This is a genomic window from Staphylococcus pragensis (assembly GCF_004785665.1).
Lineage (GTDB): Bacteria > Bacillota > Bacilli > Staphylococcales > Staphylococcaceae > Staphylococcus > Staphylococcus pragensis.
In genome coordinates this window covers 1-25,473 of the sequence record NZ_SRPJ01000008.1, presented here as the reverse complement: position 1 = coordinate 25,473, position 25,473 = coordinate 1, and the positions used below count along the sequence as shown (strand labels likewise).

Annotated in this window: 28 protein-coding genes, 2 tRNA genes, 1 rRNA gene and 1 riboswitch; of the genes, 28 read left to right on the top strand and 3 right to left on the bottom strand. The window is 32.3% G+C overall.

Translation table 11 applies throughout. From position 1 onward, the window contains the following. The first annotated feature begins 186 nt into the window (after positions 1-186). From E2558_RS10625 to yidC, 6 genes are all read left to right on the top strand, one after another. Positions 187-933 (top strand): transglycosylase family protein, encoded by a 747-nt coding sequence (locus E2558_RS10625; protein WP_126564883.1) that lies wholly within the window; start codon positions 187-189, stop codon positions 931-933. Between the two features lie 93 nt (positions 934-1,026). Next, positions 1,027-1,129, top strand: a riboswitch (TPP riboswitch). 80 nt (positions 1,130-1,209) lie between these two features. Beyond that, a complete protein-coding gene (gene tenA / locus E2558_RS10620; RefSeq protein ID WP_126564884.1) occupies positions 1,210-1,899 on the top strand; it encodes a thiaminase II in 690 nt (229 codons plus the stop codon). Further along, on the top strand, positions 1,892-2,713 hold the full coding sequence (gene thiD, locus E2558_RS10615) for a bifunctional hydroxymethylpyrimidine kinase/phosphomethylpyrimidine kinase (protein WP_126564885.1): 822 nt from the start codon (positions 1,892-1,894) through the stop codon (positions 2,711-2,713). Before tenA ends, thiD begins: the two co-directional genes overlap by 8 nt. Then, the gene (gene thiM, locus E2558_RS10610; RefSeq protein ID WP_126564886.1) at positions 2,706-3,497 is read left to right on the top strand and encodes a hydroxyethylthiazole kinase; all 792 of its coding nucleotides are present in this window, start codon (positions 2,706-2,708) and stop codon (positions 3,495-3,497) included. Before thiD ends, thiM begins: the two co-directional genes overlap by 8 nt. After that, the gene (thiE, locus tag E2558_RS10605) at positions 3,498-4,136 is read left to right on the top strand and encodes a thiamine phosphate synthase (RefSeq protein WP_126564887.1); all 639 of its coding nucleotides are present in this window, start codon (positions 3,498-3,500) and stop codon (positions 4,134-4,136) included. 88 nt (positions 4,137-4,224) lie between these two features. Further along, a complete protein-coding gene (gene yidC, locus E2558_RS10600) occupies positions 4,225-5,097 on the top strand; it encodes a membrane protein insertase YidC (protein WP_126564888.1) in 873 nt (290 codons plus the stop codon). Positions 5,098-5,161: 64 nt separating this feature from the next. Here yidC and E2558_RS10595 read toward each other — a convergent pair whose 3' ends face one another. Both E2558_RS10595 and cls read right to left on the bottom strand, forming a co-directional pair. Beyond that, on the bottom strand, positions 5,162-5,809 hold the full coding sequence (locus E2558_RS10595) for an HD domain-containing protein (protein ID WP_126564889.1): 648 nt from the start codon (positions 5,807-5,809) through the stop codon (positions 5,162-5,164). Between the two features lie 66 nt (positions 5,810-5,875). Continuing rightward, positions 5,876-7,360, bottom strand: a complete 1,485-nt coding sequence (gene cls, locus E2558_RS10590) for a cardiolipin synthase (RefSeq protein WP_126564890.1) — start codon at positions 7,358-7,360, stop codon at positions 5,876-5,878. Positions 7,361-7,561: 201 nt separating this feature from the next. On the opposite strand from cls, the gene csoR reads away from it, so the two are divergent. The 3 genes from csoR (at position 7,562) to E2558_RS10575 (ending at position 8,307) form a co-directional block, all read left to right on the top strand. Continuing rightward, on the top strand, positions 7,562-7,843 hold the full coding sequence (gene csoR, locus E2558_RS10585; RefSeq protein ID WP_371869283.1) for a copper-sensing transcriptional repressor CsoR: 282 nt from the start codon (positions 7,562-7,564) through the stop codon (positions 7,841-7,843). Positions 7,844-7,853: 10 nt separating this feature from the next. Beyond that, positions 7,854-8,060 (top strand): putative copper chaperone CsoZ, encoded by a 207-nt coding sequence (csoZ, locus tag E2558_RS10580; RefSeq protein ID WP_126564892.1) that lies wholly within the window; start codon positions 7,854-7,856, stop codon positions 8,058-8,060. Between the two features lie 109 nt (positions 8,061-8,169). Further along, positions 8,170-8,307, top strand: coding sequence for an Lmo0850 family protein (locus tag E2558_RS10575; RefSeq protein WP_103298016.1), 138 nt, complete (start codon positions 8,170-8,172; stop codon positions 8,305-8,307). A gap of 59 nt (positions 8,308-8,366) precedes the next feature. Here the strand turns inward: E2558_RS10575 and rodA are convergent, their stop codons facing one another. Then, complete coding sequence (gene rodA, locus E2558_RS10570; protein WP_126564893.1) at positions 8,367-9,551, bottom strand: rod shape-determining protein RodA; 1,185 nt, start codon at positions 9,549-9,551, stop codon at positions 8,367-8,369. Between the two features lie 432 nt (positions 9,552-9,983). Between rodA and E2558_RS10565 the strand changes: the two genes are divergently transcribed. From E2558_RS10565 to E2558_RS10475, 19 genes are all read left to right on the top strand, one after another. Continuing rightward, positions 9,984-11,054, top strand: a complete 1,071-nt coding sequence (locus tag E2558_RS10565) for a D-alanine--D-alanine ligase (RefSeq protein ID WP_126564894.1) — start codon at positions 9,984-9,986, stop codon at positions 11,052-11,054. 15 nt (positions 11,055-11,069) lie between these two features. Further along, the gene (locus E2558_RS10560; protein WP_126564895.1) at positions 11,070-12,425 is read left to right on the top strand and encodes a UDP-N-acetylmuramoyl-tripeptide--D-alanyl-D-alanine ligase; all 1,356 of its coding nucleotides are present in this window, start codon (positions 11,070-11,072) and stop codon (positions 12,423-12,425) included. A gap of 270 nt (positions 12,426-12,695) precedes the next feature. After that, complete coding sequence (gene cshA / locus E2558_RS10555) at positions 12,696-14,207, top strand: degradosome RNA helicase CshA (protein WP_126564896.1); 1,512 nt, start codon at positions 12,696-12,698, stop codon at positions 14,205-14,207. A gap of 132 nt (positions 14,208-14,339) precedes the next feature. After that, positions 14,340-14,819 carry a PH domain-containing protein gene (locus tag E2558_RS10550; RefSeq protein WP_126564897.1) on the top strand — a complete coding sequence of 160 codons (480 nt, stop codon included), beginning with the start codon at positions 14,340-14,342 and terminating at the stop codon, positions 14,817-14,819. Continuing rightward, positions 14,812-16,338, top strand: coding sequence for a PH domain-containing protein (locus E2558_RS10545; protein WP_126564898.1), 1,527 nt, complete (start codon positions 14,812-14,814; stop codon positions 16,336-16,338). The genes E2558_RS10550 and E2558_RS10545 overlap by 8 nt, the downstream gene beginning before the upstream one ends. After that, a complete protein-coding gene (locus tag E2558_RS10540; RefSeq protein WP_126564899.1) occupies positions 16,331-16,834 on the top strand; it encodes a PH domain-containing protein in 504 nt (167 codons plus the stop codon). The genes E2558_RS10545 and E2558_RS10540 overlap by 8 nt, the downstream gene beginning before the upstream one ends. Before the next feature lie 21 nt (positions 16,835-16,855). Next, the gene (gene acpS, locus E2558_RS10535; RefSeq protein ID WP_126564900.1) at positions 16,856-17,215 is read left to right on the top strand and encodes a holo-ACP synthase; all 360 of its coding nucleotides are present in this window, start codon (positions 16,856-16,858) and stop codon (positions 17,213-17,215) included. Between the two features lie 94 nt (positions 17,216-17,309). Beyond that, positions 17,310-18,458 (top strand): alanine racemase, encoded by a 1,149-nt coding sequence (gene alr, locus E2558_RS10530; protein WP_126564901.1) that lies wholly within the window; start codon positions 17,310-17,312, stop codon positions 18,456-18,458. A gap of 86 nt (positions 18,459-18,544) precedes the next feature. Then, on the top strand, positions 18,545-18,715 hold the full coding sequence (mazE, locus tag E2558_RS10525) for a type II toxin-antitoxin system antitoxin MazE (RefSeq protein ID WP_126564902.1): 171 nt from the start codon (positions 18,545-18,547) through the stop codon (positions 18,713-18,715). After that, entirely contained in the window at positions 18,712-19,074 is a 363-nt protein-coding gene (locus E2558_RS10520; protein ID WP_103298027.1) for a type II toxin-antitoxin system PemK/MazF family toxin, read from the top strand. Before mazE ends, E2558_RS10520 begins: the two co-directional genes overlap by 4 nt. Before the next feature lie 314 nt (positions 19,075-19,388). Further along, entirely contained in the window at positions 19,389-20,390 is a 1,002-nt protein-coding gene (locus tag E2558_RS10515) for a SpoIIE family protein phosphatase (protein ID WP_126564903.1), read from the top strand. Between the two features lie 91 nt (positions 20,391-20,481). After that, on the top strand, positions 20,482-20,808 hold the full coding sequence (locus E2558_RS10510; RefSeq protein WP_126564904.1) for an anti-sigma factor antagonist: 327 nt from the start codon (positions 20,482-20,484) through the stop codon (positions 20,806-20,808). 25 nt (positions 20,809-20,833) lie between these two features. Next, entirely contained in the window at positions 20,834-21,286 is a 453-nt protein-coding gene (gene rsbW, locus E2558_RS10505) for an anti-sigma B factor RsbW (protein ID WP_229716423.1), read from the top strand. Continuing rightward, on the top strand, positions 21,261-22,031 hold the full coding sequence (gene sigB, locus E2558_RS10500; protein ID WP_126564905.1) for an RNA polymerase sigma factor SigB: 771 nt from the start codon (positions 21,261-21,263) through the stop codon (positions 22,029-22,031). Before rsbW ends, sigB begins: the two co-directional genes overlap by 26 nt. Positions 22,032-22,190: 159 nt before the next feature. After that, the gene (locus E2558_RS10495) at positions 22,191-24,338 is read left to right on the top strand and encodes a Tex family protein (RefSeq protein ID WP_126564906.1); all 2,148 of its coding nucleotides are present in this window, start codon (positions 22,191-22,193) and stop codon (positions 24,336-24,338) included. After that, positions 24,331-24,789 (top strand): SprT family protein, encoded by a 459-nt coding sequence (locus E2558_RS10490; protein WP_126564907.1) that lies wholly within the window; start codon positions 24,331-24,333, stop codon positions 24,787-24,789. The genes E2558_RS10495 and E2558_RS10490 overlap by 8 nt, the downstream gene beginning before the upstream one ends. A 303-nt stretch (positions 24,790-25,092) precedes the next feature. Continuing rightward, positions 25,093-25,178: transfer RNA gene (locus E2558_RS10485), tRNA-Leu, on the top strand. A 17-nt stretch (positions 25,179-25,195) separates the two neighbouring features. Next, a tRNA-Gly gene (locus tag E2558_RS10480) sits at positions 25,196-25,269 on the top strand. Positions 25,270-25,388: 119 nt separating this feature from the next. Next, positions 25,389-25,473: ribosomal RNA gene (locus E2558_RS10475) — 16S ribosomal RNA — on the top strand; the annotation flags it as partial.

The following is a 25,473-nucleotide window of genomic DNA, read 5'->3' as shown; positions in this document are numbered from 1 at the left end:
AAACTGCCATGAAAGGGTTGAATGAATATTTTGAAGTAATTTAAGGTCTCATTTCTTGTAATTTCCATGTAAAAAAGAGGCTTCTTTTTTTATTTGGCTGTAACCTGCGACGCTTTTTCAGATGTTAGAGTATTACCTGTAATTAATTTGATTAGGAAAAAAATTAAACAGGAGGACTTTTAAACTATGAAAAAGACTATTATTGCTTCAACATTAGCAGTAGGCTTAGGAGTAGTAGCTGGTAATGCAGGTCACGCAGATGCAAGTGAGTCACAAATTAATAAAGCTGAATTAGCACAATTAGCTCAATCAAATGATCAATCATTAAATAATAGCCCTATCCAAGAAGGCGCTTATAACATAACATTTGATTATGATGGTTTCACTTACCATTTTGAATCAAATGGTACGCATTGGGTTTGGAACTATGCTCAAACAGGTCAAACAACTGGTCAATCTACACCAGTAGCTCAAACATCACAAGCAACTCAAACTGAGCAACCACAACAACAAAATGTTAGTGAACAAGCTTCAGCTTCTAACAACCAAACATCAGCTGAAACAGTAGCTTCACAACAACAATCTAATCAACAACAACCAGTTCAAACTCAACAAGCACCACAAACTGAGCAAACTCAACAACCACAACAAGCATCAACAAGTAACAACAACACAGCTTCAAGTGGTTCTTCAGTACACGTAAATGGTCATTTACAACAAATTGCTCAACGTGAATCAGGTGGCGATATTCACGCTATCAATCCAAGCTCAGGCGCAGCTGGTAAATATCAATTCTTACAATCTACATGGGATTCAGTAGCACCTGCTCAATATAAAGGTGTATCACCAGCGCAAGCACCTGAACACGTTCAAGATGCTGCAGCTGTAAAACTTTACAACACTGCTGGCCCATCACAATGGGTAACTGCATAAATTAATATTTACTGAGATGTTTCGATTAATGAAACATCTCAGTTTTTTTAATTGAAAAATAATATACTGTTTGATAATGTAAAATTAATAAAATAAAACTACTAGGGGAGCCAAAAACTATGGCTGAGATGATTTTTTCAGACCCTTATAACCTGATTTGGTTAGTACCAACGTAGGAAAGTAGTTATGTAATTTTACATACCTTCTATTGAGGATGACTACATTTCTGCGTTGATACGTTGAAATGTAGTTTTTTTAATTTAAGGAGGAATTATAATGAGCTTTTCAACTGAGTTAAAAGAAGCAGCACAACCTATTATTGAACAAATTTATAAAGATGGATTTATTCAAGATTTATTAAAAGGTCAATTATCTAAACAAGCAGTTCGTCAATATCTACGTGCAGATGCTTCATATCTAAAAGAATTTACTAATTTATATGCACTATTAATTCCTAAAGCGCCTACTATGACAGATGTAAAATTTTTAGTAGAACAAATTGAATTTATGTTAGATGGTGAAGTAGAAGCGCATGAAATTTTAGCAGATTATATAAATGAACCGTACGTAGAAATCGTTCGCGAAAAAGTATGGCCACCAAGTGGAGATCATTACATCAAACATATGTATTATCATGCTTATGCTCATGAAAATGCGGCATATACAATCGCAGCAATGGCGCCATGTCCATATGTGTATGAAGTAATCGCAAAAATGGCTTTAGAAGATCAAAATTTAAATAGAGATGTCATTACTGCTCGATGGTTCGATTTTTATAGTACTGAAATGCGTCCTTTAATTGAAGTATTTGATCGTATGTTAGATGAACTAACTGAAAATTGTACTGATCAAGAGAAACATGAGATTAAAGAAAGTTTCTTGCAAAGTACTATCCATGAACGTAATTTCTTTAATATGGCTTACATAAACGAACAATGGGACTTTGGAGGGAAAGAACATGAATAAACCAAAAATTGCATTAACAATCGCAGGTACCGACCCATCAGGCGGTGCTGGAGTAATGGCAGATTTAAAATCATTTCACGCTTGTGGTGTCTATGGCATGGCTGCTATCACGAGTATTGTGGCTCAAAACACTAAAGGTGTTCAACACATTCATAATTTAGAAACAAGTTGGGTTAAAGAACAACTTGATAGTGTATTTGATGATGAATTACCACATGCAATTAAAACAGGTATGATTGCTACGCATGAGACAATGGAACTTGTACAAGAATATTTAAAACAACATTCTGATATTCCATACGTGATAGACCCTGTTATGTTAGCTAAAAGTGGTGATTCATTAATGGATGATGCTACTAAAAAACATTTACAAAGCACGTTATTGCCATTAGCTGACGTTGTCACACCTAATATTCCTGAAGCAGAAGAAATTACTGGTCTAAAAATTGATACTGAAGAAAGTATTCGTAAAGCAGGGCACATCTTTATTAATGAAATTGGTAGTAAGGGTGTAGTAATTAAAGGTGGACATTCAGCTGATTTAAATAACGCTAAAGACTTCTTATTGACTAAAGACGACGTTTATACATTTGAAAATAAACGCTTTGATACACCACATACGCACGGTACTGGTTGTACATTTTCAGCAGTAATAACTGCAGAACTTGCTAAAGGTAAATCAATTTATGAAGCGGTTAAAAAGGCTAAGGAATTTATTTCACTAAGTATTGAATATACACCTGAAATTGGTCAAGGTCGTGGTCCAGTGAACCACTTTGCTTATATGAAGAAAGTAGGATTAGATGATGAATAATTTAGAGAAATTAAGAAATGAAAATCCATTAGTTGTTTGTTATACCAACGATGTCGTAAAAAACTTTACTGCTAATGGTCTATTGAGTATTGGCGCAAGCCCAGCAATGAGTGAAGCACCTGAAGAGGCTGAAGAGTTTTATAAAGTGGCAGGTGCATTATTAATAAATATTGGTACATTAACTAAAGCTAATGAAGAAGATATTCTAGAAATTGGGAAAATCGCTAACCAACAAGGTACGCCAATTGTATTTGATCCAGTAGCAGTTGGAGCTTCAACTTATCGTAAACAATTTTGTCAAAAATTCTTATCTGAAGTTGAAGTGGCAGTAATTAAAGGAAACGCTTCAGAAATTTTAACGTTAGTTGATGCGAATACAACAATGAAAGGTACAGATGGAGACGCAAATCTAGATTCTATTACTATCGCTAAGAAAGCATATGAGAAGCTAAACACAGCGATTGTATTAACCGGCAAAGAAGATATCATTGTCCAAGATAATAAAGTTGTACAGTTATCAAATGGGTCACCGCTTTTAGCGAAGATAACTGGAGCAGGATGCTTATTGGGTGGTTTAGTAGCAAGTTTCTTATTCCGAGAAACACATCCTTCACTACAAGTTCTTGAAGAAGCAGTAAGTTTCTATAATATTGCTGCAGAAATTGCTGAAAAGGATGAACAAGTTAAAGGGCCAGGCACATTTTTACCTCATTTATTAGATGAAATGTATCAATTAGAGTATTCAACTTATGAACAACACGTTAAACGTTTAGAGGTGAAATAAATGTTTAAAGCTAGTGATTTAAATGTTTACTTTATATGTGGAACACAAGATGTGCCAGAAGATAATGATATTCAAACGATTTTAAAAGAGGCACTTGAAGCGGGAATTACTTTATTCCAATTTCGTGAAAAGGGGCCAAATGCACTAATAGGTGAAGATAAAGTCAAATTAGCACAACAATTACACGCATTATGTCGTGAATATAACGTGCCATTTTTAGTTAATGATGATGTTGATCTAGCAGAACAAATTGACGCTGATGGCATACATGTCGGTCAAGATGATGCTAAAGTTGCTACATTTGCTCAACGCTTTAATAAAAAGATTATTGGTTTAAGCGTAGGGGATGAGGAAGAATACAACCATTCAGATTTAACTCATGTAGATTATATTGGTGTAGGTCCTATGTATGCTACACCTTCTAAAGTAGATGCTAGTGAGCCTGTAGGACCAGAAATGATTAAAACATTAAAAGAGCTAAATCCATCGTTACCTATGGTGGCTATCGGTGGTATTACTGAAGATAACGTGGGTGAAATCGCAGAAGCAGGCGCAGATGGTATCTCTGTTATTTCGGCAATTGCACGAAGTCATAATATTGACAAGACTGTTACCAAATTTAAGAGTTATTTCAAATAAATATTAGTTTTTTTCTTTTTTTGTTTTCTAGTACACTCTGATTATGATAAAATAAGCCCTATGTGAATATATCAATAGAGGTGTAAAAATGAAGAAGAAAGCGTTACTACCTTTGTTATTAGGGGTAATGGTCTTTTTAGCTGGATGTGATTATTCTAAATCTAGTAATAGAGATGGATTTTTCTATAACACATTCGTAGAACCAATGTCTAAAGTGTTACATTGGTTAGGCCATTCAGTATTTAATGATGATTATGGTATTGCCATCATCGTGTTAGTATTAATTATCCGTATTATCTTATTACCTTTCATGCTTTCAAACTACAAAAATAGTCATATGATGCGTGAAAAAATGAAAGTTGCTAAACCTGAAGTAGATGGCGTACAAGAAAAAGTTAAACGTGCGCGTACTCAAGAAGAAAAAATGGCAGCTAACCAAGAAATGATGGAAGTTTATAAAAAATATGATATCAATCCTATGAAGAGTGCTTTAGGCTGTTTACCTGTACTAATTCAAATGCCAGTCGTAATGGGATTATACTTTGTATTGAGATATCGTATTGGAGGCGGAATTGCCGAACATCCTCACTTCTTATGGTTTAACTTAATACATCCTGATATTTGGATTACGATTATTGCCGGTATTTTATACTTTATCCAAGCATGGGTTTCAAGTAAACAAATGCCACAAGAACAACGTCAAATGACGTACATGATGATGATTATTTCACCAATTATGATTATTTGGATTTCATTAAGTTCAGCTTCAGCATTAGGTTTATACTGGTCAGTCAGTGCGGCGTTCTTAATTGTCCAAACGTTCTTTGCGAACATGCATTATGAAAAGGTAGCAAAAAGAGAAGTTGCGCCAATGATTGAGAAATTTGAACAAAAAAATGACTCAAACAAAAAAGGCAAAAATACTCAAGTTGTTTCTAAAAACAACAAAAAGAAAAAATAAATATACTAGCATTTAATCAAAAGAGGTTGAACAAAAATATTGTTCAACCTCTTTTTAGATGTTATTAATTTGAAATATGCCATTCACTATAAAACTGATTTAAAAATTGTTCCATAAAATCATGACGTTGTTGTGCAAGTTCTCTACCAGTAGCAGTATGCATTAAATTTTTTAACTTTAATAATTTATCATAAAAATGACGAATTGCTGATGGAGGTAGCGAAGGGATTGTTTCTATTGCTGGTGCATTATCTATTGGAGATTCTGTCCACATTGGCTCATCGAAATGACCAGCAAATTGAAATGCTCTTGCAATACCTATTGCACCAATGGCATCTAAGCGATCAGCATCACGAACGATCTGACCTTCAATAGATAATTCAATATTATTATTTTTACCATTGCGGTAACTTAAGTTTTGAATGATATATAGAATGTTATTTTGAGTATTCTCATCTAATTCCAGTGTGTTCAAAAATTCTAACAACTGTTGAACCGCTTCATCTTTATTAGTTAATTTATCATCTATAACATCATGTAGAAGAGCAGCTAATGTAATCGTTAATTCATCACCTTGTTGTTCTTGTTCTCTGATACGTTGGGCAAGTAGTGTTACTCTTTCTACATGAGCAATATCATGACCTGAATAGTCATCCTTATGAAAGTTCTGCATATATTTTCGGGCTAGGGTAACTGTTTGATGATAATCCATAATTGACCTCTTTTCAAAAATAATAAAATAAGAGGCTAGGAAACCTAAGCCTCTAAAATATAAATACTAAAGTATTGGAGAAAGTAATTGAGAAATACCTTCTTTAAACTTAATCCAAGTACTTCGTTTAGCATAAAGCTCTTTAGTTAAGCGATAAGACACTTTCATATCTTGGATAAACGCTTCTTTTAATTGACGTGCTACTTCATCATCGTAAACAAAAGCATTAACTTCAAAGTTTAAAACGAAACTACGATTATCCATATTTGCAGTTCCTACTGAAGCTATTTCATCATCAATAATGAGCGTCTTAGAATGTAAGAAACCATTATCATATTGATAAATCTTAACGCCCGCATCTAATAAAGAAGCTGCATTCTTTAATGTAGCCCAATAGACAAATGGGTGGTCGGGCATACTAGGAATCATTAAATTAACTTCTACGCCACCTAACGCTGCAATCTTAATTGCGTCAAGGAAAGCTTGGTCAGGAATGAAATAAGGAGATTGAATATAAATGGATTCTCTAGCAGATGAAATCATTTTTAGATATCCATATTTAATTTGTTCCCAATCTTCATCAGGGCCACTTGATGCAATTTGCACCCCAATAGAGCCACCTGAATCCACATCAGGGAAATAACGATCCTCATATTCAATAGAGTCACGACTTGATTGTGAATTCCAATCTAAAATAAATCTTAACTCAAGCGCGTTGACTGAGTCACCTTCAAGACGTAAATGTGTGTCTCTCCAATATCCAAATTTCTTATCTTTCCCAAGATATTCGTCACCTACGTTAAATCCACCGACGTATCCAATTTTACCGTCAATAATCACGATTTTTCTGTGATTACGGTTGTTCATTCGTAAATTGATTAAAGGCAACTTAGAAGGGAAGAAAGATTCCACATGCGCACCCTTTGCTCTAAAATGTTTGATATCTTTCTTACGTAATGTTCGAGATCCCATATCATCGTACAACATTTTAACTTCAAGGCCTTCGTCAAGTTTAGCTTCAAGCGCAGAAAGTACACGACGACCTAAACCATCACTTTTAAAAATATAGTACTGAATATGTATATAATCTTTGGCATTTTTAATATCATCAATTAGTGCATCGAATTTGTCATGTCCATCTGTAAAAATTTTAACGTGATTATCTGTCGTTAAGAATGCTGCATTATTAAATAATAGCATGCGCACCATTTCTTTAAACTTAACAATTTGATGATTACCTTTTGAAAAATCAGCTTTTTCTAAAGCGTCGATTTGTTCATCAACAATCATTGCTAATCCTTTGCGGTCTTCTTTATCCAATTTGAAAATTTGTTTTTTTTGAATTTGACGTCCTAATAATAAGTATAATATGAAGCCGATAATTGGCAGAAATACTAAAACTAGAAGCCATGCCCAGATAGAACCAGCAGTACGGCGTTCCATAAAGATGATAATGAACGCGAAAATTAAGTTTAAAAGAAAGGCAGAAATTAAAATTATATTAATAATAAAAGTTGAATGTGCAAAAGCCATTGAAAAAAGTTCTAACATTATGTGCCTCCCTTTATAATTTCTATTCTTGTAAAAAGTATAAGTTTTTTATTACTTTTCTTAATAAGTATTGTATCATGCAGAATTCAAAATGACACAATCAATTTTAAGGTATATAAGTTAATGCATTTGACGAAAAGTATCGTTAAACTATACGATATTATAGAATAAAAGAAAGGGTGAACGACCTTGTCGAGTGAAATGCATGCACACCATTCTGAACAGATGAAATTGAATTTAAAATCAAGACTCAACCGCATCGAAGGGCAAGTGAGAGCAATCAATCGCATGATTGAAGGCGATGTATATTGTGATGATGTGCTGACTCAAATAAGAGCTACAAGATCAGCACTTAATAGTGTTGCGACGAAATTGTTAGATTATCATATGAAAAGTTGTATTATGGATAAAGTTAACAACGGCGCGCAAGAAGAAGCAATGGAAGAATTATTAGTGACTTTTCAAAAGTTAATGAAAGATTAGGAGAATTAAAATGGCTAAAAGTACTATAAATATTGAGGAATTAGAAACAAATGAACAAGCTTCTCAATTACACCATCGCTTATCTCAAATGATTGGTGTGAAAGAAGTTGAAGTAAGTGCAAAACATAAATCTGTAATAATTGAATATGAAACACCTACAAATTTAAATACTATTGAAAAAGAAATTTATGATGATGGATTTAAAGTGTTAAATTAATTTACGAATTTCTTAATAAAAAATTAAAAATTATTTTTAAAATTGTATGGTAAACTTAATTTAATTGGGGTAGTATAACCTTGAAAGTCAAAAAACGAGGTGATTACCAATGAGTAAATCGGATAAGATACAAAATGTAGTCAAATTATTATCATCTTTAGGTGTGAATATTAAAAAAACAAAATCTCGTTTAGACATCATCAACACTTTGCCTACATCATCACAAGTACGACACGAACTAAAATAGTTTAAACTAAAAGACGCTTAATCATAAAATGACATGATTAAGCGTCTTTAATTTTTATATTATTTATTAGGCAAGGTTTGACGTTGATGATAGTGAATAGAAAGTACGATACCTATACCTACCATTAAACTCCATAATGAACTCCCACCATAACTTATAAATGGAAGTGGAATACCTGTAATCGGTAAAAGTTGAATGGTCATACCAATATTTTGAAGAATATGGAAGACAAGCAATGAGATATAGCCAACGATAAAAATTTTACTGAATGGTGATTCCACTTTAGTAGCTAGTCTTATAAGATGGAAGATTAAAGCTAAAAAGATGAGCAATAAGACAACTGCGCCCAGGAATCCCATTTCCTCTCCGATAACAGAGAAAATAAAGTCTGTATGATTCTCTGGTATATAAACTTCACCGTGATTATATCCTTTACCAAATAATTGTCCAGAACCAATCGCTTTTAATGATTCTGTTAAGTGATAGCCATCTCCATTACTATATGAATATGGATCTAACCACGAATTAATACGACCCATTTGATACATTTTAACGCCTAATAAACTTTCAATTAAGCTAGGTTTATAAATAATAGCTAAAATAATGCTACCACCAATTACTGCTGCAGCAATTAGCATTGGAGCAAGTAAACGCCAAGTGATACCACTTACTAACATAATCCCTAAGATAATGGCACAGATGACTAATGTAGTACCTAAGTCATTTTGTAATAAAATTAATGCCATAGGTAAGATAGAGACACCAATAATTTTTAGGATTAACATTAGATCAGTTTGAAGTGACTTATTAAAAGTAAAACGATTATGATTTGCTACAGTCTTAGCAAGCGCAAGTATTAATATTACTTTCATAAACTCAGATGGTTGAATACTTACTGGACCAAAGGAATACCAACTTTTAGCGCCGTTAATAATTGGCGTAAAAGAAGATTCAGGAAGGATTAATAATCCTACGAGTAAGATACATAAAAAGATATATAATATGTATGTGTTATTTTTAATTTTTTTAGGTGAAAACAACATGATGATTAAAGCAATGATAGCGCCTAATATGTAGTAAATAATTTGGCGAATGCTAAAATTGGCACTATATTGGCCGCCACCCATAGCTGAACTAATAGTTATAACGCTTATAATAGCTAAGATAGTCAATAATGCTATGAGTACCCAGTCGATTTTTCGTAGCCAATGTTTTGGAGGCTGTTGACGGGATGAATATTTCATAAAAAACTCCTTAAAAACTGTAATATCACGATTCTTAATATATATCGATTTTACATGACTTTATGTGAATTTGCTAGAGAATAACTAGGGAGTTAACTAATTTGAATTTTCTAAAACCAAATATAAAGTAATGAAAATCAGCAAAAAAGAAGTCGGTATTTTACTTGTTGAGAAATGCAAAAATAGCACATACTGTGATAATATTGATTTTTAGGAAGAACTAAATAAACTACATAAAAATAATAAATGTTTAATCTAAAACTTAAAATCAGTGATTAATCATATTATAATATGATGAAAGAGACTAAGGCATTAACAATTTATATATTAAGAAACTTTGAATTTTTGAGAAATTAAAATTCTTGAGAATAAAAGTATTATTTAAATTTATAACGCTTTTGTTCTAATCTTTCTCAATGGAGGAAATTGAATATGGTAAAAGAAAATATTTGTATCGTATATGGTGGTAAAAGTGCTGAACATGATGTTTCGATTTTAACTGCGCAAAATGTATTAAATGCGATAGATAAAGATAAATATTTAGTAGATATTATTTATATCACTAATGATGGACAATGGAAGAAAAAAGATAATATAGTTGAAAAAATTGAATCGGTAGAAGAGCTTCATTTATCAGATGTAGATGCTGGAGAAATCACATTATTACTAAAAGAAAGTAGTAATGGCAACGACTATGACGCTGTATTCCCATTATTACATGGTCCTAACGGTGAAGATGGTACAATCCAAGGTTTATTCGAAGTGCTTGACTTACCTTATGTAGGAAATGGTGTATTAGCCGCTTCAAGTTCTATGGATAAATTAGTAATGAAACAATTATTTGAACATCGCGGTTTACCTCAATTACCTTACATTAGCTTCTTAAGAAGTGAGTATGAAAAATATCAAGGTAATATTATCAAACTTGTTAATGATAAACTTACATATCCTGTCTTCGTTAAACCAGCTAACCTTGGTTCAAGTGTAGGTATTAGTAAATGTAATAATGAAGAAGAGTTAAAAGCAGGTATTGCTGAAGCATTCCAATTTGACCGTAAATTAGTCATTGAACAAGGTATCAATGCACGTGAAGTTGAAGTAGCCGTTTTAGGTAACGATTATCCAGAAACAACATGGCCTGGAGAAGTGATTAAAGATGTCGCTTTCTATGACTATAAATCTAAATATAAAGATGGCAAAATTTCATTACAGATTCCTGCAGAATTAGATGAAGAAGTTCAAACAACTTTACGAAATATGGCACTTGAAGCTTTCAAAGCTACAGATTGCTCTGGTCTAGTGCGTGCAGATTTCTTTGTTACTGAAGATAATCAAATTTTCATCAATGAAACAAATGCAATGCCAGGTTTCACAGCATTTAGTATGTATCCAAGTCTTTGGGAGAATATGGGCTTATCTTACTCAGACTTAATCACTAAATTAATCGACTTAGCTAAAGAGCGTTACGAAGATAAAAAGAAAAATAAATACACAATCGATTAAGAGAGGAATTCACTTATGATAGAAGTTTCATTAAAAGATATTCAAAACTGGATACCTTGTGATATTGATGACCAATATTTAAATCAAACTATCAAAGGTGTCACAATCGATTCACGTGCGATTAAAGAAGATATGCTATTTATCCCATTTAAAGGAGAGAACGTTGACGGCCATCGTTTTGTTGCACAAGCGTTGCAAGATGGTGCCGGAGCTTCTTTTTATGAAAAAGGGCATGACATTGACGCCAACATTAGTGGACCAATTATTTGGGTGGAAGATACATTAACTGCGTTACAACAATTAGCGAAAGCTTATTTGAAACATGTTAATCCTAAAGTTATCGGGGTTACAGGATCAAATGGTAAAACAACTACGAAAGATATGATTGAAAGTGTGTTGCATACTGAATTTAAAGTTAAAAAGACACAAGGTAATTATAATAACGAAATTGGTTTACCATTAACTATCTTAGAATTAGATAAAGATACAGAAATTTCAATTCTAGAGATGGGTATGTCAGGATTCCACGAAATCGAATTGTTATCTACGATAGCAGAGCCAGATATCGCTGTGATTACCAATATTGGAGAATCACATATGCAAGATTTAGGATCACGCGAAGGTATTGCTCAAGCTAAATCAGAAATCACGATTGGCTTAAAAGAAGGCGGTACATTTATCTATGACGGTGATGAACCACTGTTAGCGCCTCATGTTGAGAAAGTTAAAAATGCAAAATTAATTAGTATCGGCTTAAATTCGGATAATGTATTAGTGTGCGAAGTGAAAAATAGCAAAAATGATGGTATCGCATTTGATATTAATGGAGATGAACATTACGAACTACCTATTCTAGGTATCCATAATATGAAGAATGCTGCAATCGCCATTGCAATAGGGCATGAACTTGGATTAAATTACGAAACGATTCAACGTAATATTAATAACGTTCAACTTACTGGTATGCGTATGGAACGTCACGTGACAGATAATGATATCACAGTAATTAATGACGCTTACAATGCGAGCCCTACAAGTATGAAAGCTGCCATTGATACATTGAGTAATATGGATGGACGTAAAATCTTAGTGCTTGCTGATTCATTAGAATTAGGTGAGAATAGCCAACGTATGCATGAAGAGGTTGGTGCGCACCTTAAAGATAAAGGTATTCATACTTTACTTACTTACGGCACAGATGCCCAATATATTAGTGACGTAGGTGGGCAGTTTGTTGAAAATGTGGCACACTTCTCAAACAAAGATGAATTGACAACGTATTTAAAATCTCATTTAGTTTCTCAAGACAAAGTCTTAGTTAAAGGCTCAAGAGGAAATAAACTTGAAGAAGTTGTAAATCAAATTATTTAATCAACTCTATATATTTATAAATTAACTTGCAAGCCATTGTGTATGTTTAAATCGCACAATGGTTTGTTTTTTTATGCCCTTTTCCCAAAAGAGAAGCTAAATAATGTAAACGCTATTATATAGTAATTAGCTGGATATTGGAGAAAAGTAAGAAATTGCTTTATTGCGATATATATTTTTAGGTGGTACTATATAGAAGTTGACGTAATAAGAGGACCTTATATACACAGACGTATATTGATAAAAAAGTTAGTTTAAAGGAGAATTATATTGCAAAATTTTAAAGAATTAGGGATTTCGGATAAAACGGTAGAAACCCTTGAAGCAATGGGGTTTAAGGAACCTACACCGATTCAAAAAGAAAGTATCCCTTACACATTAGAAGGAAGAGACATCCTTGGACAAGCTCAAACTGGTACAGGTAAAACAGGCGCTTTCGGGATTCCTTTAATTGAAAAAGTAGTTGGTAAATCAGGCGTGCAAGCTTTGATCTTAGCACCAACTAGAGAATTAGCTATGCAAGTAGCAGAACAGTTACGCGAATTCAGTCGTGGACAAAATGTACAGGTCGTTACAGTATTTGGTGGTATGCCAATCGATAGACAAATTAAAGCATTAAAACGCGGACCACAAATCGTAGTAGGTACGCCTGGTCGTGTCATTGACCATTTAAATCGTCGTACACTTAAAACAAATGATATTCATACATTAATCTTAGATGAAGCGGATGAAATGATGAACATGGGCTTCATTGATGATATGAGATTTATTATGGATAAAATTCCAGCTGAGCAACGTCAAACTATGTTATTCTCAGCTACTATGCCTAAAGCAATCCAAACTTTAGTACAACAATTTATGAAATCTCCGCAAATTGTTAAGACAATGAATAATGAAATGTCTGATCCACAAATTGATGAATACTACACAATCGTAAAAGAACTTGAGAAATTCGATACTTTTACAAACTTCTTAGATGTTCACCAACCTGAATTAGCAATTGTCTTCGGTAGAACAAAACGCCGTGTTGATGAGTTAACAAGTGCTTTATTATCTAAAGGTTATAAAGCTGAAGGTTTACACGGAGATATCACTCAAGCAAAACGTTTAGAAGTATTAAAGAAATTTAAAAATGATCAAATTGATATTTTAGTTGCGACAGATGTAGCTGCACGTGGACTTGATATTTCAGGCGTAAGTCACGTATATAACTTCGATATTCCTCAAGATACTGAAAGTTATACGCACAGAATTGGCCGTACGGGTCGTGCAGGTAAAGAAGGTATTGCCGTTACATTTGTTAACCCAATTGAAATGGATTATATTCGCCAAATTGAAGAAGTAAATGGTAGAAGAATGAATGCTTTAAGACCTCCTCATCGTAAAGAAGTACTTAAAGCACGTGAAGAAGATATCAAAGATAAAGTTAAAAACTGGATGTCACGTGAAAGTGAAGCGCGTCTAAAACGTATTTCAAGTGAATTATTAGATGAATATGATAGCACTGAATTAGTTGCATCATTATTACAGGAATTAGTTGAAGCAAATGATGAAGTTGAAGTTCAATTAACTTTCGAAAAGCCTTTAGCACGTAAAAGCCGTCAAGGTAAAGGAAATAATTCACGCCGTGGTGGTAAACGTAATAATAAATTCGATAATAAAAATAAACGTTCAAAAGGTAACTTCAATAAGAAAAAAGGCAAAAAATCAGATCGTCGTGATAGACAAGATAAAGGTAAATCATCTATGAAAGCTCGTACGTTCGCAGACTTACAAAAATAGAATTTAAAGATAAGCTTAAACACCTCAATGAGTTGAGGTGTTTTTTTGTATAGTTAGAGTAGATATATTGAAGCTATCATGTTTAATTAAATCAGTATGCTATAATTAAGAAAAAATACAAAGGAGTTTATGATGCAATTAGAAGATTCATTTCATAAAAGCCCTAAAAATGCATACGCTTTTCATTGGATATCAAGCAGTATTACATTCTTAATCGAGTTAGTTATAGTAGGTGCTTTGTATTCAATGTGGAACTATTTTAATTGGTATCATTTTATTTTCTACATTTTAATCTTCTTACTCATTTTGAGTTGTCTTCGTCTAGTTATACAACCGTATGCACGTTATCGTTTCCGTTTTTATAGCGTTGATACTAAAAATGTAGAAGTTAAGTCTACATTTATCATTAAGCATCATCAGATGACTAAAATTGAAAGATTACAATATCTTCAAATCAAAACCAATCCACTGTTAAAAGCTTTTCACCTTAATACTGTCGTGTTTGTAACAGCAGGACACGAAGTAAAATTACCATTGATGTCTGACTTACAAGCAGACCGTTTATCACAACATATTCTAGAAACATTGAGAGGTGCAGATTCTGATGTATAATCCTCAAAAATTGCATCCTATTTCATATGTAGAAGGCTTAATTAAAGTTATTAAACAAAATATTTTTCCATTTATTATATTTGTAGTGTTTAATAGTTGGAACTTTGATTTTACAAATATAAGAAATTACATTAGCCCAGCTATATTTTTACTTATCTTTCTAGTTACTTTTATTCATCATTTTTTAGAAGTATATGTAACACGATATTGGATAGAAGATGAGCATTTTATAGTGACATCTGGATGGATAAACAAGAAGCGTAAAGAATTAAATATTAGCAGAATTCAGTCACTAGATACTACTCAAGGATTAATTAATCAAATAGTGGGTGGCGTGAGTTTACAAATCAAAACCCCAAGTGATGGAGTAGAGTTAGCTTCTATTTCAAAAAAACAGAGTGACTTAATTGAACAAACTATTCGCGAACATCAATTGCAATTAAATGAAGAGCAGAAGGAAGAAGTTATAACAAGTGAACAAAATGAAGTTGATGAACAGCTTATTCAAAACACTGATAATAGTGCTTCTAGCACAATTCAAAGCGAGTCTACCATTTATAAAATGTCATGGCGTTCATTATTGCTTATGGCTATGACGAGTGGTGCTATTGGGGTAGCTTTAGCAACTGTGTCACCTATACTAGGGGCATTTCAACACATGATACCATGGGATAAATGGACATCTAACCTTTGGCACTGGATTAATTCAGTATTTTTTATTGTACTGTTTATAGTTGGAGTGGTGTTATTAGTTAGTTATATCATAGGAACATTAATTACAATCGTTCGTTATTATAATTACACGGTTACGCAACAAGACAGTCAACTTAAAATCAGTTATGGGTTATTAAATGTAAAAAATATTACTGTGCCTACAGATAGATTACAAGCTGTTCTTGAAAAGCAATCTTATATTAGAAAAATGTTCGGTTATACATCAATACACTTTATTATTACCAGTGATTTAGATATTACTTCAGATGAAGATGCTAGTGATAATGGTAAAATTATGATCTTACCGTTTATTAAACAAAAAGAGGCATATCAAATTATAAAATCACTTGTTCCAGAAATGCAGTTTAATGATATAAAAAGCGATATGCCATGGCGTGGTTATCATAGACATTTTTTAATTCCAAGCATAGTTTTAATGATAGGAGCAGGCATTGGGATTTATTTCTGGAGCGCTTGGAGCTTTATGATTGCTATTTTAATTATTGGCATCATGGCATTGGAGGCTTATATTTATATTCATGCTGCAGGATTAAATTTTAAAAATAACGAAATTGCACTTCGTGAAGTAAATACATTTAGTTTCAATACATATCATTTTAAAACGGATAAGATTATTGGCATGGAAACTAAACAACATCCATTCCTTGAGAGAGCACATTTAAGAAATATTAGTTTTCTAATTGCTAAAGGATCAGTATTTGAAGATATAAATTTAAAATTTGTAGATGACAATAAAGTAAATCAATATGTAAATGGCTATTTACGAGGTGAGTACAATGAATGAATATAAATATATGCATGAGCATGGCCCTAAAGTTATGCGAATAGCCGCGTTGATTACATTTTTCGTGTTTTTACTAATAATAAGTGTTGTAACTTATGTAGATATTGCTTATATGCATTTGATGCGTCCGCTTTGGACAATAGTATTAGCAATGAGTGTTTTAATATTATTTGTCATATATTTTATATTTGTGGGACCATTTTTAAAATATAAAAACTTTCGTTACTATTATAAAGATAACGAAATTTACATAAGAAGAGGTATTATCTTTATTCAAACGACCATCATCCCATTCTATAGAATACAAAATATTGATATTGAAGAAGGGTACTTCATGAGGAAATATAGCTTAGCCAGCCTACATTTATCAACTGCTGGTGGAAATGCTGAAATTGAATTAATTAATAAAGAAGAAGCTTCAAAATTAAAAGAAATTCTTCAGCTAAAAAAAGCTAATGAAAATGAAGAAGTCGAAGAATTGGATGAGGAAATATAAAAAGTGAAGTGAGGATTTGAAATGATTTATGGCCTGGGTGTCGATTTAATTGAAATAGATCGCATTGAAAAAGTCTATCAAAAACAACAAAATAAGTTAGTTGAACGTATATTGACGACTCAAGAGCAAGAAAAATTTAATTCATTTAAAAATGAAAAAAGAAAAATAGAATTTTTAGCAGGCCGTTTTGCTACAAAAGAAGCATTTAGCAAAGCGCTTGGCACAGGATTAGGTAAAACTGTAGCCTTCAATGATATTAACTGTTATAACGATGAAAAAGGAAAACCATGTATCGAATATCCTGACTTTATCGTGCATGTTTCTATTACACATACTGAAAATTATGCAATGAGCCAAGTTATATTAGAAAAGCAAGATTAACAGTACTATAATGAATAGTACAAATTAAGTTATATAGATTTAAATAATCAAATTTTATTGAGGAATAATTCTAAAGTGTTGAGGAGGACTTCTTATGTCAGACAAATTTTATAGAGCAACCTATTTAAACGTAGATTTAGACGCTATTCAAGAAAATTATCATACTATTTCTGAAATGCATCCGAATAAAACGGTGATACCGGTCGTAAAAGCAAATAGCTATGGATTAGGTAGCGTTAAAATCGCTCAATTCTTAATGCAGCAAGGTGCTAATTTCTTTGCAGTGGCAACATTAGATGAGGCGATTGAATTGCGCATGCATGGTGTTAATGCTCAAATATTAATCTTAGGCGTTATTCCTTTAGAAGATATTAATAAAGCGATTCAACACCGTGTTGCTCTGACAGTTCCATCTAAAAAATGGTTAATAAGTGCGATGCATTCAATCAATGAGGATAATCAAAAACGTTTATGGTTACATGTAAAATTAGATACAGGCATGGGAAGATTAGGAATTAAAACTCAAGAAGAATATCAAGATGTTATAGATACTATAGAATCATCTGAAAATCTAGTGTTCGAAGGTGTGTATACTCATTTTGCTAATGCGGATGAACCAGGAGATTCAATGGATGAACAATACGCTTCATTTGAAAAGTTGGTTAACAACGCACCTAAACCTAAGTATATTCACGCACAAAATTCAGCGGGTTCACTACTTAGAAACTGTGAATTATGTAATGCACTACGACTAGGTATATCGCTTTATGGTTATTACCCATCAGATTACGTGAAAAATATTGTTCAAACTAAGCTAAAACCTAGTGCTAAATTAACTACTGAAGTTGTGCAAACAAAATATTTAAATCCAGGTGAATCAGTAAGCTACGGTAGTACATATACTGCCACAGAAAATATTAAAATAGCTATCTTACCAATCGGATATGCTGATGGATATTTAAGAGCAATGCAAGGTACAACCGTAAATATTAATAATCACCAATGTGAAATTATTGGTAGAGTATGTATGGATCAAACGATAGTTAAAGTGCCAGAAGATGTTCAAGAAGGAGATAAAGTGGTTTTACTAGATAACCAATTTGATACACCTCAATCTGTCGAAGCTTTAGCAAATAAGCAAAATACGATAAGTTATGAAGTCTTATGTAATTTTGGAAGACGTGTACCTCGCATATATTATATAAATAATCAGAAATATGTAATAAATGAATTATTAAAATAGTATAGTCACTAGATATAAAATTTGTTATTATAAAATTAAATAAAGGTTTACAATGCCTTATTTGGTATCCGATGGAGGTTCATAGTATGTTAACTTTTAATCAGAATAGAAGCCACAGTCTTGAACAATCTTTAAAAGAAGGCTACTCACAAATGGCCGATTTAAACCTCTCCCTAGCAACAGAAGCTTTTCCTTTAGAATGTGAAGCTTGTGATTGCAACGAATCGTACATCATTTCGAATTATAAAAGTGAATGATTAAAAGAGGCGATGTATATTTAGCTGATTTGTCACCAGTACAGGGATCTGAACAAGGGGGAGTAAGACCTGTAGTCATCATTCAAAATGACACTGGTAATAAATATAGTCCTACCGTAATTGTCGCTGCTATTACGGGGAGGATTAATAAAGCCAAAATACCAACACATGTAGAAATTGAGAAACAAAAATATCGATTGGATAGAGATTCAGTCATTCTACTTGAACAAATTCGTACTTTAGATAAAAAAAGGTTAAAAGAAAAATTAACTTATTTATCTGAGGAAAAAATGAAAGAAGTAGATGAAGCGCTAGATATTAGTTTAGGGTTACATGAGGTTCGACCTCAAAAAACTTGAGTTTTTTTATGCATATACCAAGTATATATTTAACAAATAATTAAAGAAAAAAGCATTAGCATAATGATTAATTGATTTTTTTCAAAATTGCAATTATAGGTTATCATTACCTACAAAATAGTACATTCAAATCGATACTATTAAATTGATGACTTAAGTTGTTGACTTTAGGTAATTCCTAAAGTCTTTTTTAAATAGTAGTATTTTTTTGGAATATATTAAATAATTCATTAATAAAATTTGTGAATAAATACTATTAATAATAACGACATTTAAATTTAAGTTATGCAACTATGAAGTAAGGAGGCAGATTCGTGGAAGAATTTAAAAAACACTATAAACAACTTATAGATGAAAGCTTGGTTACAAAAGATAAAAAACGATTTTTAGAAAAGTGTCACGATTTTACGGATGAAGTAATCAAAAAAGATATTCTGCCTGAAGATGTAGTTAAAATACATAAATCGTATGTTTCTTCTTTGCAACTCGAAGAATCTCAATTACTTGAAACACTTGATATCTTACAAGAGGTAGTTAAAGGGTTTGGGTATAGCTATAGAGATTACCAAAAATTAGTTGATAAAATGCAATTCCACGATAAAGAAATTGATTTAGCCTCTAGACTTCAACAAACAATGTTGAAAACAGATATTCCTCAATTCGATAGCATTCAAATTGGCGTTATTTCAGTAGCAGCACAAAAAGTAAGTGGAGATTATTTCAATTTAATTGATCATAGAGATGGGACGATGAGCTTTGCAGTAGCTGACGTTATTGGAAAAGGAATTCCTGCGGCTTTAGCCATGAGTATGATTAAATTCGGAATGGACTCATACGGACACTCACAATTACCAAGCGATGGACTTAAAAGATTAAATCGAGTAGTTGAAAAGAACGTAAATCAAAATATGTTCGTTACTATGTTTTATGGTTTATATGAAGAAATGAATCATCTACTTTATTGTAGTTCAGCTGGGCATGAACCTGGGTATGTCTATCGTGCCGAAACTGAAACATTTGAAGAAATTGATGTAAGAGGACGTGTTTTAGGCGTTAGTCAACATACGCGTTATAGTCAACAAGAGATTCAAATATGTCTCGATGATCTTGTTATTATATTTACAGATGGTGTTACAGAAGCACGTAATTCCGATGGAGAATTTATTACGAAAGAAACGTTGCTCAATTTAATCCGTAAATATAAACATATGCACCCGCAAGATATTGTACAAATCTTGTATGAAGCGATACTAAAAGTGCAAAATCCTAATAAACGTGATGATATGACAATTCTAATTATAAAAAGAGTAAATTAGATATTAAATTTTTTGGTTATATTATAATAGTAATGGGTATACTTAGTAGAGTATACATATTTGTAAAGATAAAGAGTAGGAGTGTCAAACTATGAACCTTAATATAGAGTCGATAACACATGATGAATATTATGAAGTTATCGTAGCAGGAGAATTAGACGTTTATACAGTGCCAGAACTTGAAGAGGTGCTAGTTCCAATGCGTCAAGAAGGTACACATGATATTCATGTTAATTTAACTAATGTAAGTTATATGGATTCAACAGGTTTAGGTTTATTTGTAGGAACATTAAAAGCGTTAAATCAAAATGGTAAGGAATTATATATCTTTGGAGCTTCAGATAGAATTAATAGATTATTTGATATCACTGGCTTAAAAGACTTAATGCACGTTAATGAAGGAACGGAGGTAGATTAACTTGCCTAAAAATGATTATATTGAAATGAAACTACCTGCCTCTGCAGAATATGTTAGTTTAATTCGCTTAACATTATCAGGTGTATTTTCAAGAGCCGGAGCTTCATATGATGATATTGAAGACTCAAAAATTGCAGTAAGTGAAGCGGTTACGAATGCAGTTAAACATGCATACAAAAATGATGAAACTAATGGTATGATTAATATATGTTTTGAAGTATTTGATGATAAAATTAAAATCATCATTTCTGATCAAGGTGAAAGTTTTGATTACGAAACTACTAAGTCTCAATTAGGGCCTTATACCGAAAATGAAAATATAGACTTTTTACGTGAAGGCGGTTTAGGATTATTCTTAATCGAATCGTTGATGGACGAAGTAAAAGTTTTCAAAGAATCTGGTGTGACTATCAGCATGATTAAGTATATAAAAAAAGAGCAGGTGCCAAATAATGACGAAAGAGTCGAAATCAGTTAATGATGTATCACCTGAACAAATTAACCAATGGATTAAAGAACACCAAGAAAACGCAAATACAAATGCTCAAGATAGACTTGTAACACATTATCGCAAGTTAATTGAGTCTTTAGCTTATAAATATTCAAAAGGACAATCACATCACGAAGATTTAGTTCAAGTTGGTATGGTTGGTTTAATAGGTGCTATTAACAGATTTGATTTATCTTTTGATCGCAAATTTGAAGCATTCTTAGTACCAACTGTTATTGGTGAGATAAAAAGGTATTTAAGAGATAAAACTTGGAGCGTCCATGTTCCACGTAGAATTAAAGAAATTGGGCCAAGAATTAAAAAAGTGAGTGATGAACTTACAAATGAACTTGAACGTTCTCCCTCAATTTCTGAAATCGCTCAACGTCTAGAAGTTTCTGAAGAAGAAGTTCTAGAGGCTATGGAAATGGGCCAAAGTTATAATGCATTAAGTGTAGATCATTCTATAGAAGCAGATAAAGATGGATCGACTGTAACGCTATTGGATATTATGGGTCAACAAGATGATAATTACGATTTAACTGAAAAACGTATGATTCTTGAACGTATTTTACCAATTTTATCTGATAGAGAACGAGAAATTATTCAATGCACATTTATTGAAGGATTAAGCCAAAAAGAAACTGGCGAGCGTATTGGTCTAAGCCAAATGCACGTTTCAAGGTTACAGCGAACGGCAATTAAAAAATTACAACAAGCTGCTAAACAATAACTAAATATTAATATTATAAAAGACTATCAGACATCTATCTTGATAGTCTTTTAATTATGGTGTTAGTGAAAGAGTAATTGTTGAATGTAGTTTAAATAAAATGATTTATTATTATATGCTAAAATTGAAAATGAAATTTTGAAAAAGTGTGGTTATATAATGGATAAAAATTTAATTGATGAAATAGTAGCAAAATATCAATTTTCAGAGAAACAAGTTAAAGCAGTCTTAAATCTATTAGAAGAAAATAATACAGTTCCCTTCATTGCCAGATATAGAAAAGAGGCTACTGGTGGACTAGATGAAGTACAAATAAAGCAAATTTCTGATGAATATCAATATGTTGCAAATTTACAAAAAAGAAAAGAAGAAGTTATTCATAATATTGAGCAACAAGGTCTATTAACAGATGAGCTTAAACAAGACATTTTAAAGCAAACTAAATTGCAAAGGGTAGAAGATTTATATAGACCTTATAAACAGAAAAAGAAAACAAGAGCAACAGAAGCAAAACGTAAAGGTCTTGAACCTCTTGCTCAATGGATTCTTGAAGGAAAAGGCTCTGATATCGAACAACAAGCCATGCAATACTTAACCGACGAAGTTGAAAAAATCCAAGATGCAATAGCAGGCGCGCAAGATATTATTGCCGAACATATTTCAGATAACCCTAAGTATCGAAATCGAATTTTAAAAGATGTCTATCATCAAGGGCAAATTACTACTGCTAAAAAGAAAAAAGCTGAAGACGAAAAAGAAACGTATGCCATGTACTATGATTACTCTGAACCAATCAAGCGTGTAGCTAATCATAGGGTTTTAGCCATGAACCGTGGTGAAAAAGAGAAAGTATTATCAGTAAAAATTGAATTTGATACGGCTCATATAGAAACTTTTATTGAAAAAAATGAAGTTAAATCTGCAAATTCTCAATTGCAATACATTAAAGAAGCCATTCAAGATAGTTTGAAACGTTTAATTATGCCTTCAATAGAACGTGAAATACGAGGAGACTTAACTGCAAAAGCTGAAAATCATGCAATTGAAGTTTTTAGCGAAAATTTAAAGAATTTATTATTACAACCTCCTATGAAAGGAAAACAAATTTTAGGCGTTGACCCGGCTTTCAGAACTGGATGCAAACTTGCAGTTATCAATCCATTTGGAACATTTGTGGCTAAAAGTGTTATCTATCCACATCCTCCAAAAGCTAAAGTTCAAGAAGCTGAAAATGAATTAACACGCATCATTAAAGAGAATAATGTAGAATTAATTGCAATTGGTAATGGAACAGCAAGTCGTGAAACAGAACAATTTGTAGCAAATGTTATCCAAAAATATAAATTAGATGCACAGTTTATTATAGTAAATGAAGCGGGTGCTTCTGTTTATTCTGCTTCTGAAATTGCTAGATCAGAGTTTCCTGATTTCCAAGTAGAAGAGAGAAGTGCTGTTTCAATAGGTAGACGTGTGCAAGACCCATTAAGTGAATTAGTTAAAATAGATCCTAAATCCATTGGGGTAGGCCAATATCAACATGATGTGAATCAAAAAGAATTAGAAAACGCATTAACATTTGTTGTTGAAACGGCGGTTAACCAAGTTGGCGTAGATGTTAATACTGCTTCTAAATCATTACTTCAATATGTTTCTGGCTTATCAGGTACTATAGCTCAAAATATTATTGATTATCGTGAAGAAAATGGGGCTATTAAACATAATAAAGAAATTAGTAAAGTTAAACGATTAGGTGCTAAGACATTTGAACAAAGTATTGGTTTCTTAAGAATAGTAAATGGTACGGAGCCTTTGGATAATACATCAATTCATCCAGAAAGCTACGCAGCAACATATAGCTTATTAGAAAGTATGAATTTGTCTATATCAGATTTAGGTTCTGAAAAGTTAAAACAAGAACTAGCTAATATCAATATAGAAAATACTGCTACTAAACTAGAATTAGGAATTCCAACATTAGAAGATATTATTCAATCATTAATGGCACCAAACCGTGATCCACGTGATGAATATGAAACACCAATTTTAAAATCCGATGTGCTATCAATTGAAGATTTAACAGAGGGTATGAAATTAAGCGGTACTGTTAGAAATGTAGTAGACTTTGGAGCGTTTGTAGATATAGGTGTAAAACAAGATGGCTTAGTCCATGTTTCAAAACTATCTAAGAAGTTTGTTAAGAATCCTATGGACATTGTAAGCGTAGGAGATATAGTTGATGTGTGGATATTAAATATTGATAAAAATAAAGACAAAGTTGCATTAACTATGATTAATCCTAATGAATAATAATGAATTACAACAATTAGTTGAGACAATCTCTCTTGAAAATTTTAATATGAAATTTAACCATGATGCCTACTTTAATAAAAGATTAAGAACTACAGGCGGTAGGTATTTATTAGCATCTCATAATATCGAAATTAATCCTAAACAATATATAAATTATGGACGAGATGCACTTATTGACATTATTAAACATGAATTATGTCATTACCATTTACATTTATTAGGTAAGGGATATCAACATCGAGATGAGGATTTTAAAAAACTAAGTAAAAAAGTTGAAGCACCTCGTTATTGCAAAGCACTAGAAAGCTATGAACAACGTGCAAATTATATTTACTGGTGTACGTCTTGTAAAAAAGAATATTTAAGAATTAAAAAAGTAAATATTAGCAAGATGAGATGTGGCAAATGCAGGGGGAAATTAAAACTAAAGAAACTTCTAAAAAAGTAAATGTTATATCATTAATTGAAGATCAAAAGATAATGATTGGAAAATAATCGAATAGCAAGGAAAGCACTTTATCATTAGTAACAGTTGTAGATAAAGTGCTTTTTAAATTTTTATGAGATAAGTATTGACTTTAATGTAATAGGCGTGTATTATATATATCGTTGCTTTAATAAAAGCGCTAAACATTAAAAGTTAGTAAATTTGTTTAAATTAATATTAAAAAAGTATTGACTTTTGATTACAAAAGATTTACAATAAATATTGTTCTCGATAATTAATAAATATTAATTATGCGTTTTGCCAGCGGTCGTGGCGGAATGGCAGACGCGCTAGGTTGAGGGCCTAGTGGGAGAAATCCCGTGGAGGTTCAAGTCCTCTCGGCCGCACCAAATAATAAATTAAATATGCGGGTGTAGTTTAATGGCAAAACCTCAGCCTTCCAAGCTGATGTTGTGGGTTCGATTCCCATCACCCGCTCCATTAAAATGAAAAATGAACATTGAAAACTGAATGACAATATGTCAACGTTAATTCCAATAAATGTAACTATAAGTTACAACACTATTTAGTTTTATGAGCTAATCAAACATCATAAATTTTTTATGGAGAGTTTGATCCTGGCTCAGGATGAACGCTGGCGGCGTGCCTAATACATGCAAGTCGAGCGAACAGACGAGGAGCTTG

Excerpts from the sequence above, each read along its gene's own strand:
- E2558_RS10625 (WP_126564883.1), top strand. The coding sequence starts at position 187 with ATGAAAAAGACTATTATTGCTTCAACATTAGCAGTAGGCTTAGGAGTA.
- tenA (WP_126564884.1), top strand. The coding sequence starts at position 1,210 with ATGAGCTTTTCAACTGAGTTAAAAGAAGCAGCACAACCTATTATTGAA.
- thiD (WP_126564885.1), top strand. The coding sequence starts at position 1,892 with ATGAATAAACCAAAAATTGCATTAACAATCGCAGGTACCGACCCATCA.
- thiM (WP_126564886.1), top strand. The coding sequence starts at position 2,706 with ATGAATAATTTAGAGAAATTAAGAAATGAAAATCCATTAGTTGTTTGT.
- thiE (WP_126564887.1), top strand. The coding sequence starts at position 3,498 with ATGTTTAAAGCTAGTGATTTAAATGTTTACTTTATATGTGGAACACAA.
- yidC (WP_126564888.1), top strand. The coding sequence starts at position 4,225 with ATGAAGAAGAAAGCGTTACTACCTTTGTTATTAGGGGTAATGGTCTTT.
- E2558_RS10595 (WP_126564889.1), bottom strand. The coding sequence starts at position 5,809 with ATGGATTATCATCAAACAGTTACCCTAGCCCGAAAATATATGCAGAAC.
- cls (WP_126564890.1), bottom strand. The coding sequence starts at position 7,360 with ATGTTAGAACTTTTTTCAATGGCTTTTGCACATTCAACTTTTATTATT.
- csoR (WP_371869283.1), top strand. The coding sequence starts at position 7,562 with ATGCATGCACACCATTCTGAACAGATGAAATTGAATTTAAAATCAAGA.
- csoZ (WP_126564892.1), top strand. The coding sequence starts at position 7,854 with ATGGCTAAAAGTACTATAAATATTGAGGAATTAGAAACAAATGAACAA.
- E2558_RS10575 (WP_103298016.1), top strand. The coding sequence starts at position 8,170 with ATGAGTAAATCGGATAAGATACAAAATGTAGTCAAATTATTATCATCT.
- rodA (WP_126564893.1), bottom strand. The coding sequence starts at position 9,551 with ATGAAATATTCATCCCGTCAACAGCCTCCAAAACATTGGCTACGAAAA.
- E2558_RS10565 (WP_126564894.1), top strand. The coding sequence starts at position 9,984 with ATGGTAAAAGAAAATATTTGTATCGTATATGGTGGTAAAAGTGCTGAA.
- E2558_RS10560 (WP_126564895.1), top strand. The coding sequence starts at position 11,070 with ATGATAGAAGTTTCATTAAAAGATATTCAAAACTGGATACCTTGTGAT.
- E2558_RS10550 (WP_126564897.1), top strand. The coding sequence starts at position 14,340 with ATGCAATTAGAAGATTCATTTCATAAAAGCCCTAAAAATGCATACGCT.
- E2558_RS10545 (WP_126564898.1), top strand. The coding sequence starts at position 14,812 with ATGTATAATCCTCAAAAATTGCATCCTATTTCATATGTAGAAGGCTTA.
- E2558_RS10540 (WP_126564899.1), top strand. The coding sequence starts at position 16,331 with ATGAATGAATATAAATATATGCATGAGCATGGCCCTAAAGTTATGCGA.
- acpS (WP_126564900.1), top strand. The coding sequence starts at position 16,856 with ATGATTTATGGCCTGGGTGTCGATTTAATTGAAATAGATCGCATTGAA.
- alr (WP_126564901.1), top strand. The coding sequence starts at position 17,310 with ATGTCAGACAAATTTTATAGAGCAACCTATTTAAACGTAGATTTAGAC.
- mazE (WP_126564902.1), top strand. The coding sequence starts at position 18,545 with ATGTTAACTTTTAATCAGAATAGAAGCCACAGTCTTGAACAATCTTTA.
- E2558_RS10520 (WP_103298027.1), top strand. The coding sequence starts at position 18,712 with ATGATTAAAAGAGGCGATGTATATTTAGCTGATTTGTCACCAGTACAG.
- E2558_RS10510 (WP_126564904.1), top strand. The coding sequence starts at position 20,482 with ATGAACCTTAATATAGAGTCGATAACACATGATGAATATTATGAAGTT.
- rsbW (WP_229716423.1), top strand. The coding sequence starts at position 20,834 with ATGAAACTACCTGCCTCTGCAGAATATGTTAGTTTAATTCGCTTAACA.
- sigB (WP_126564905.1), top strand. The coding sequence starts at position 21,261 with ATGACGAAAGAGTCGAAATCAGTTAATGATGTATCACCTGAACAAATT.
- E2558_RS10495 (WP_126564906.1), top strand. The coding sequence starts at position 22,191 with ATGGATAAAAATTTAATTGATGAAATAGTAGCAAAATATCAATTTTCA.
- E2558_RS10490 (WP_126564907.1), top strand. The coding sequence starts at position 24,331 with ATGAATAATAATGAATTACAACAATTAGTTGAGACAATCTCTCTTGAA.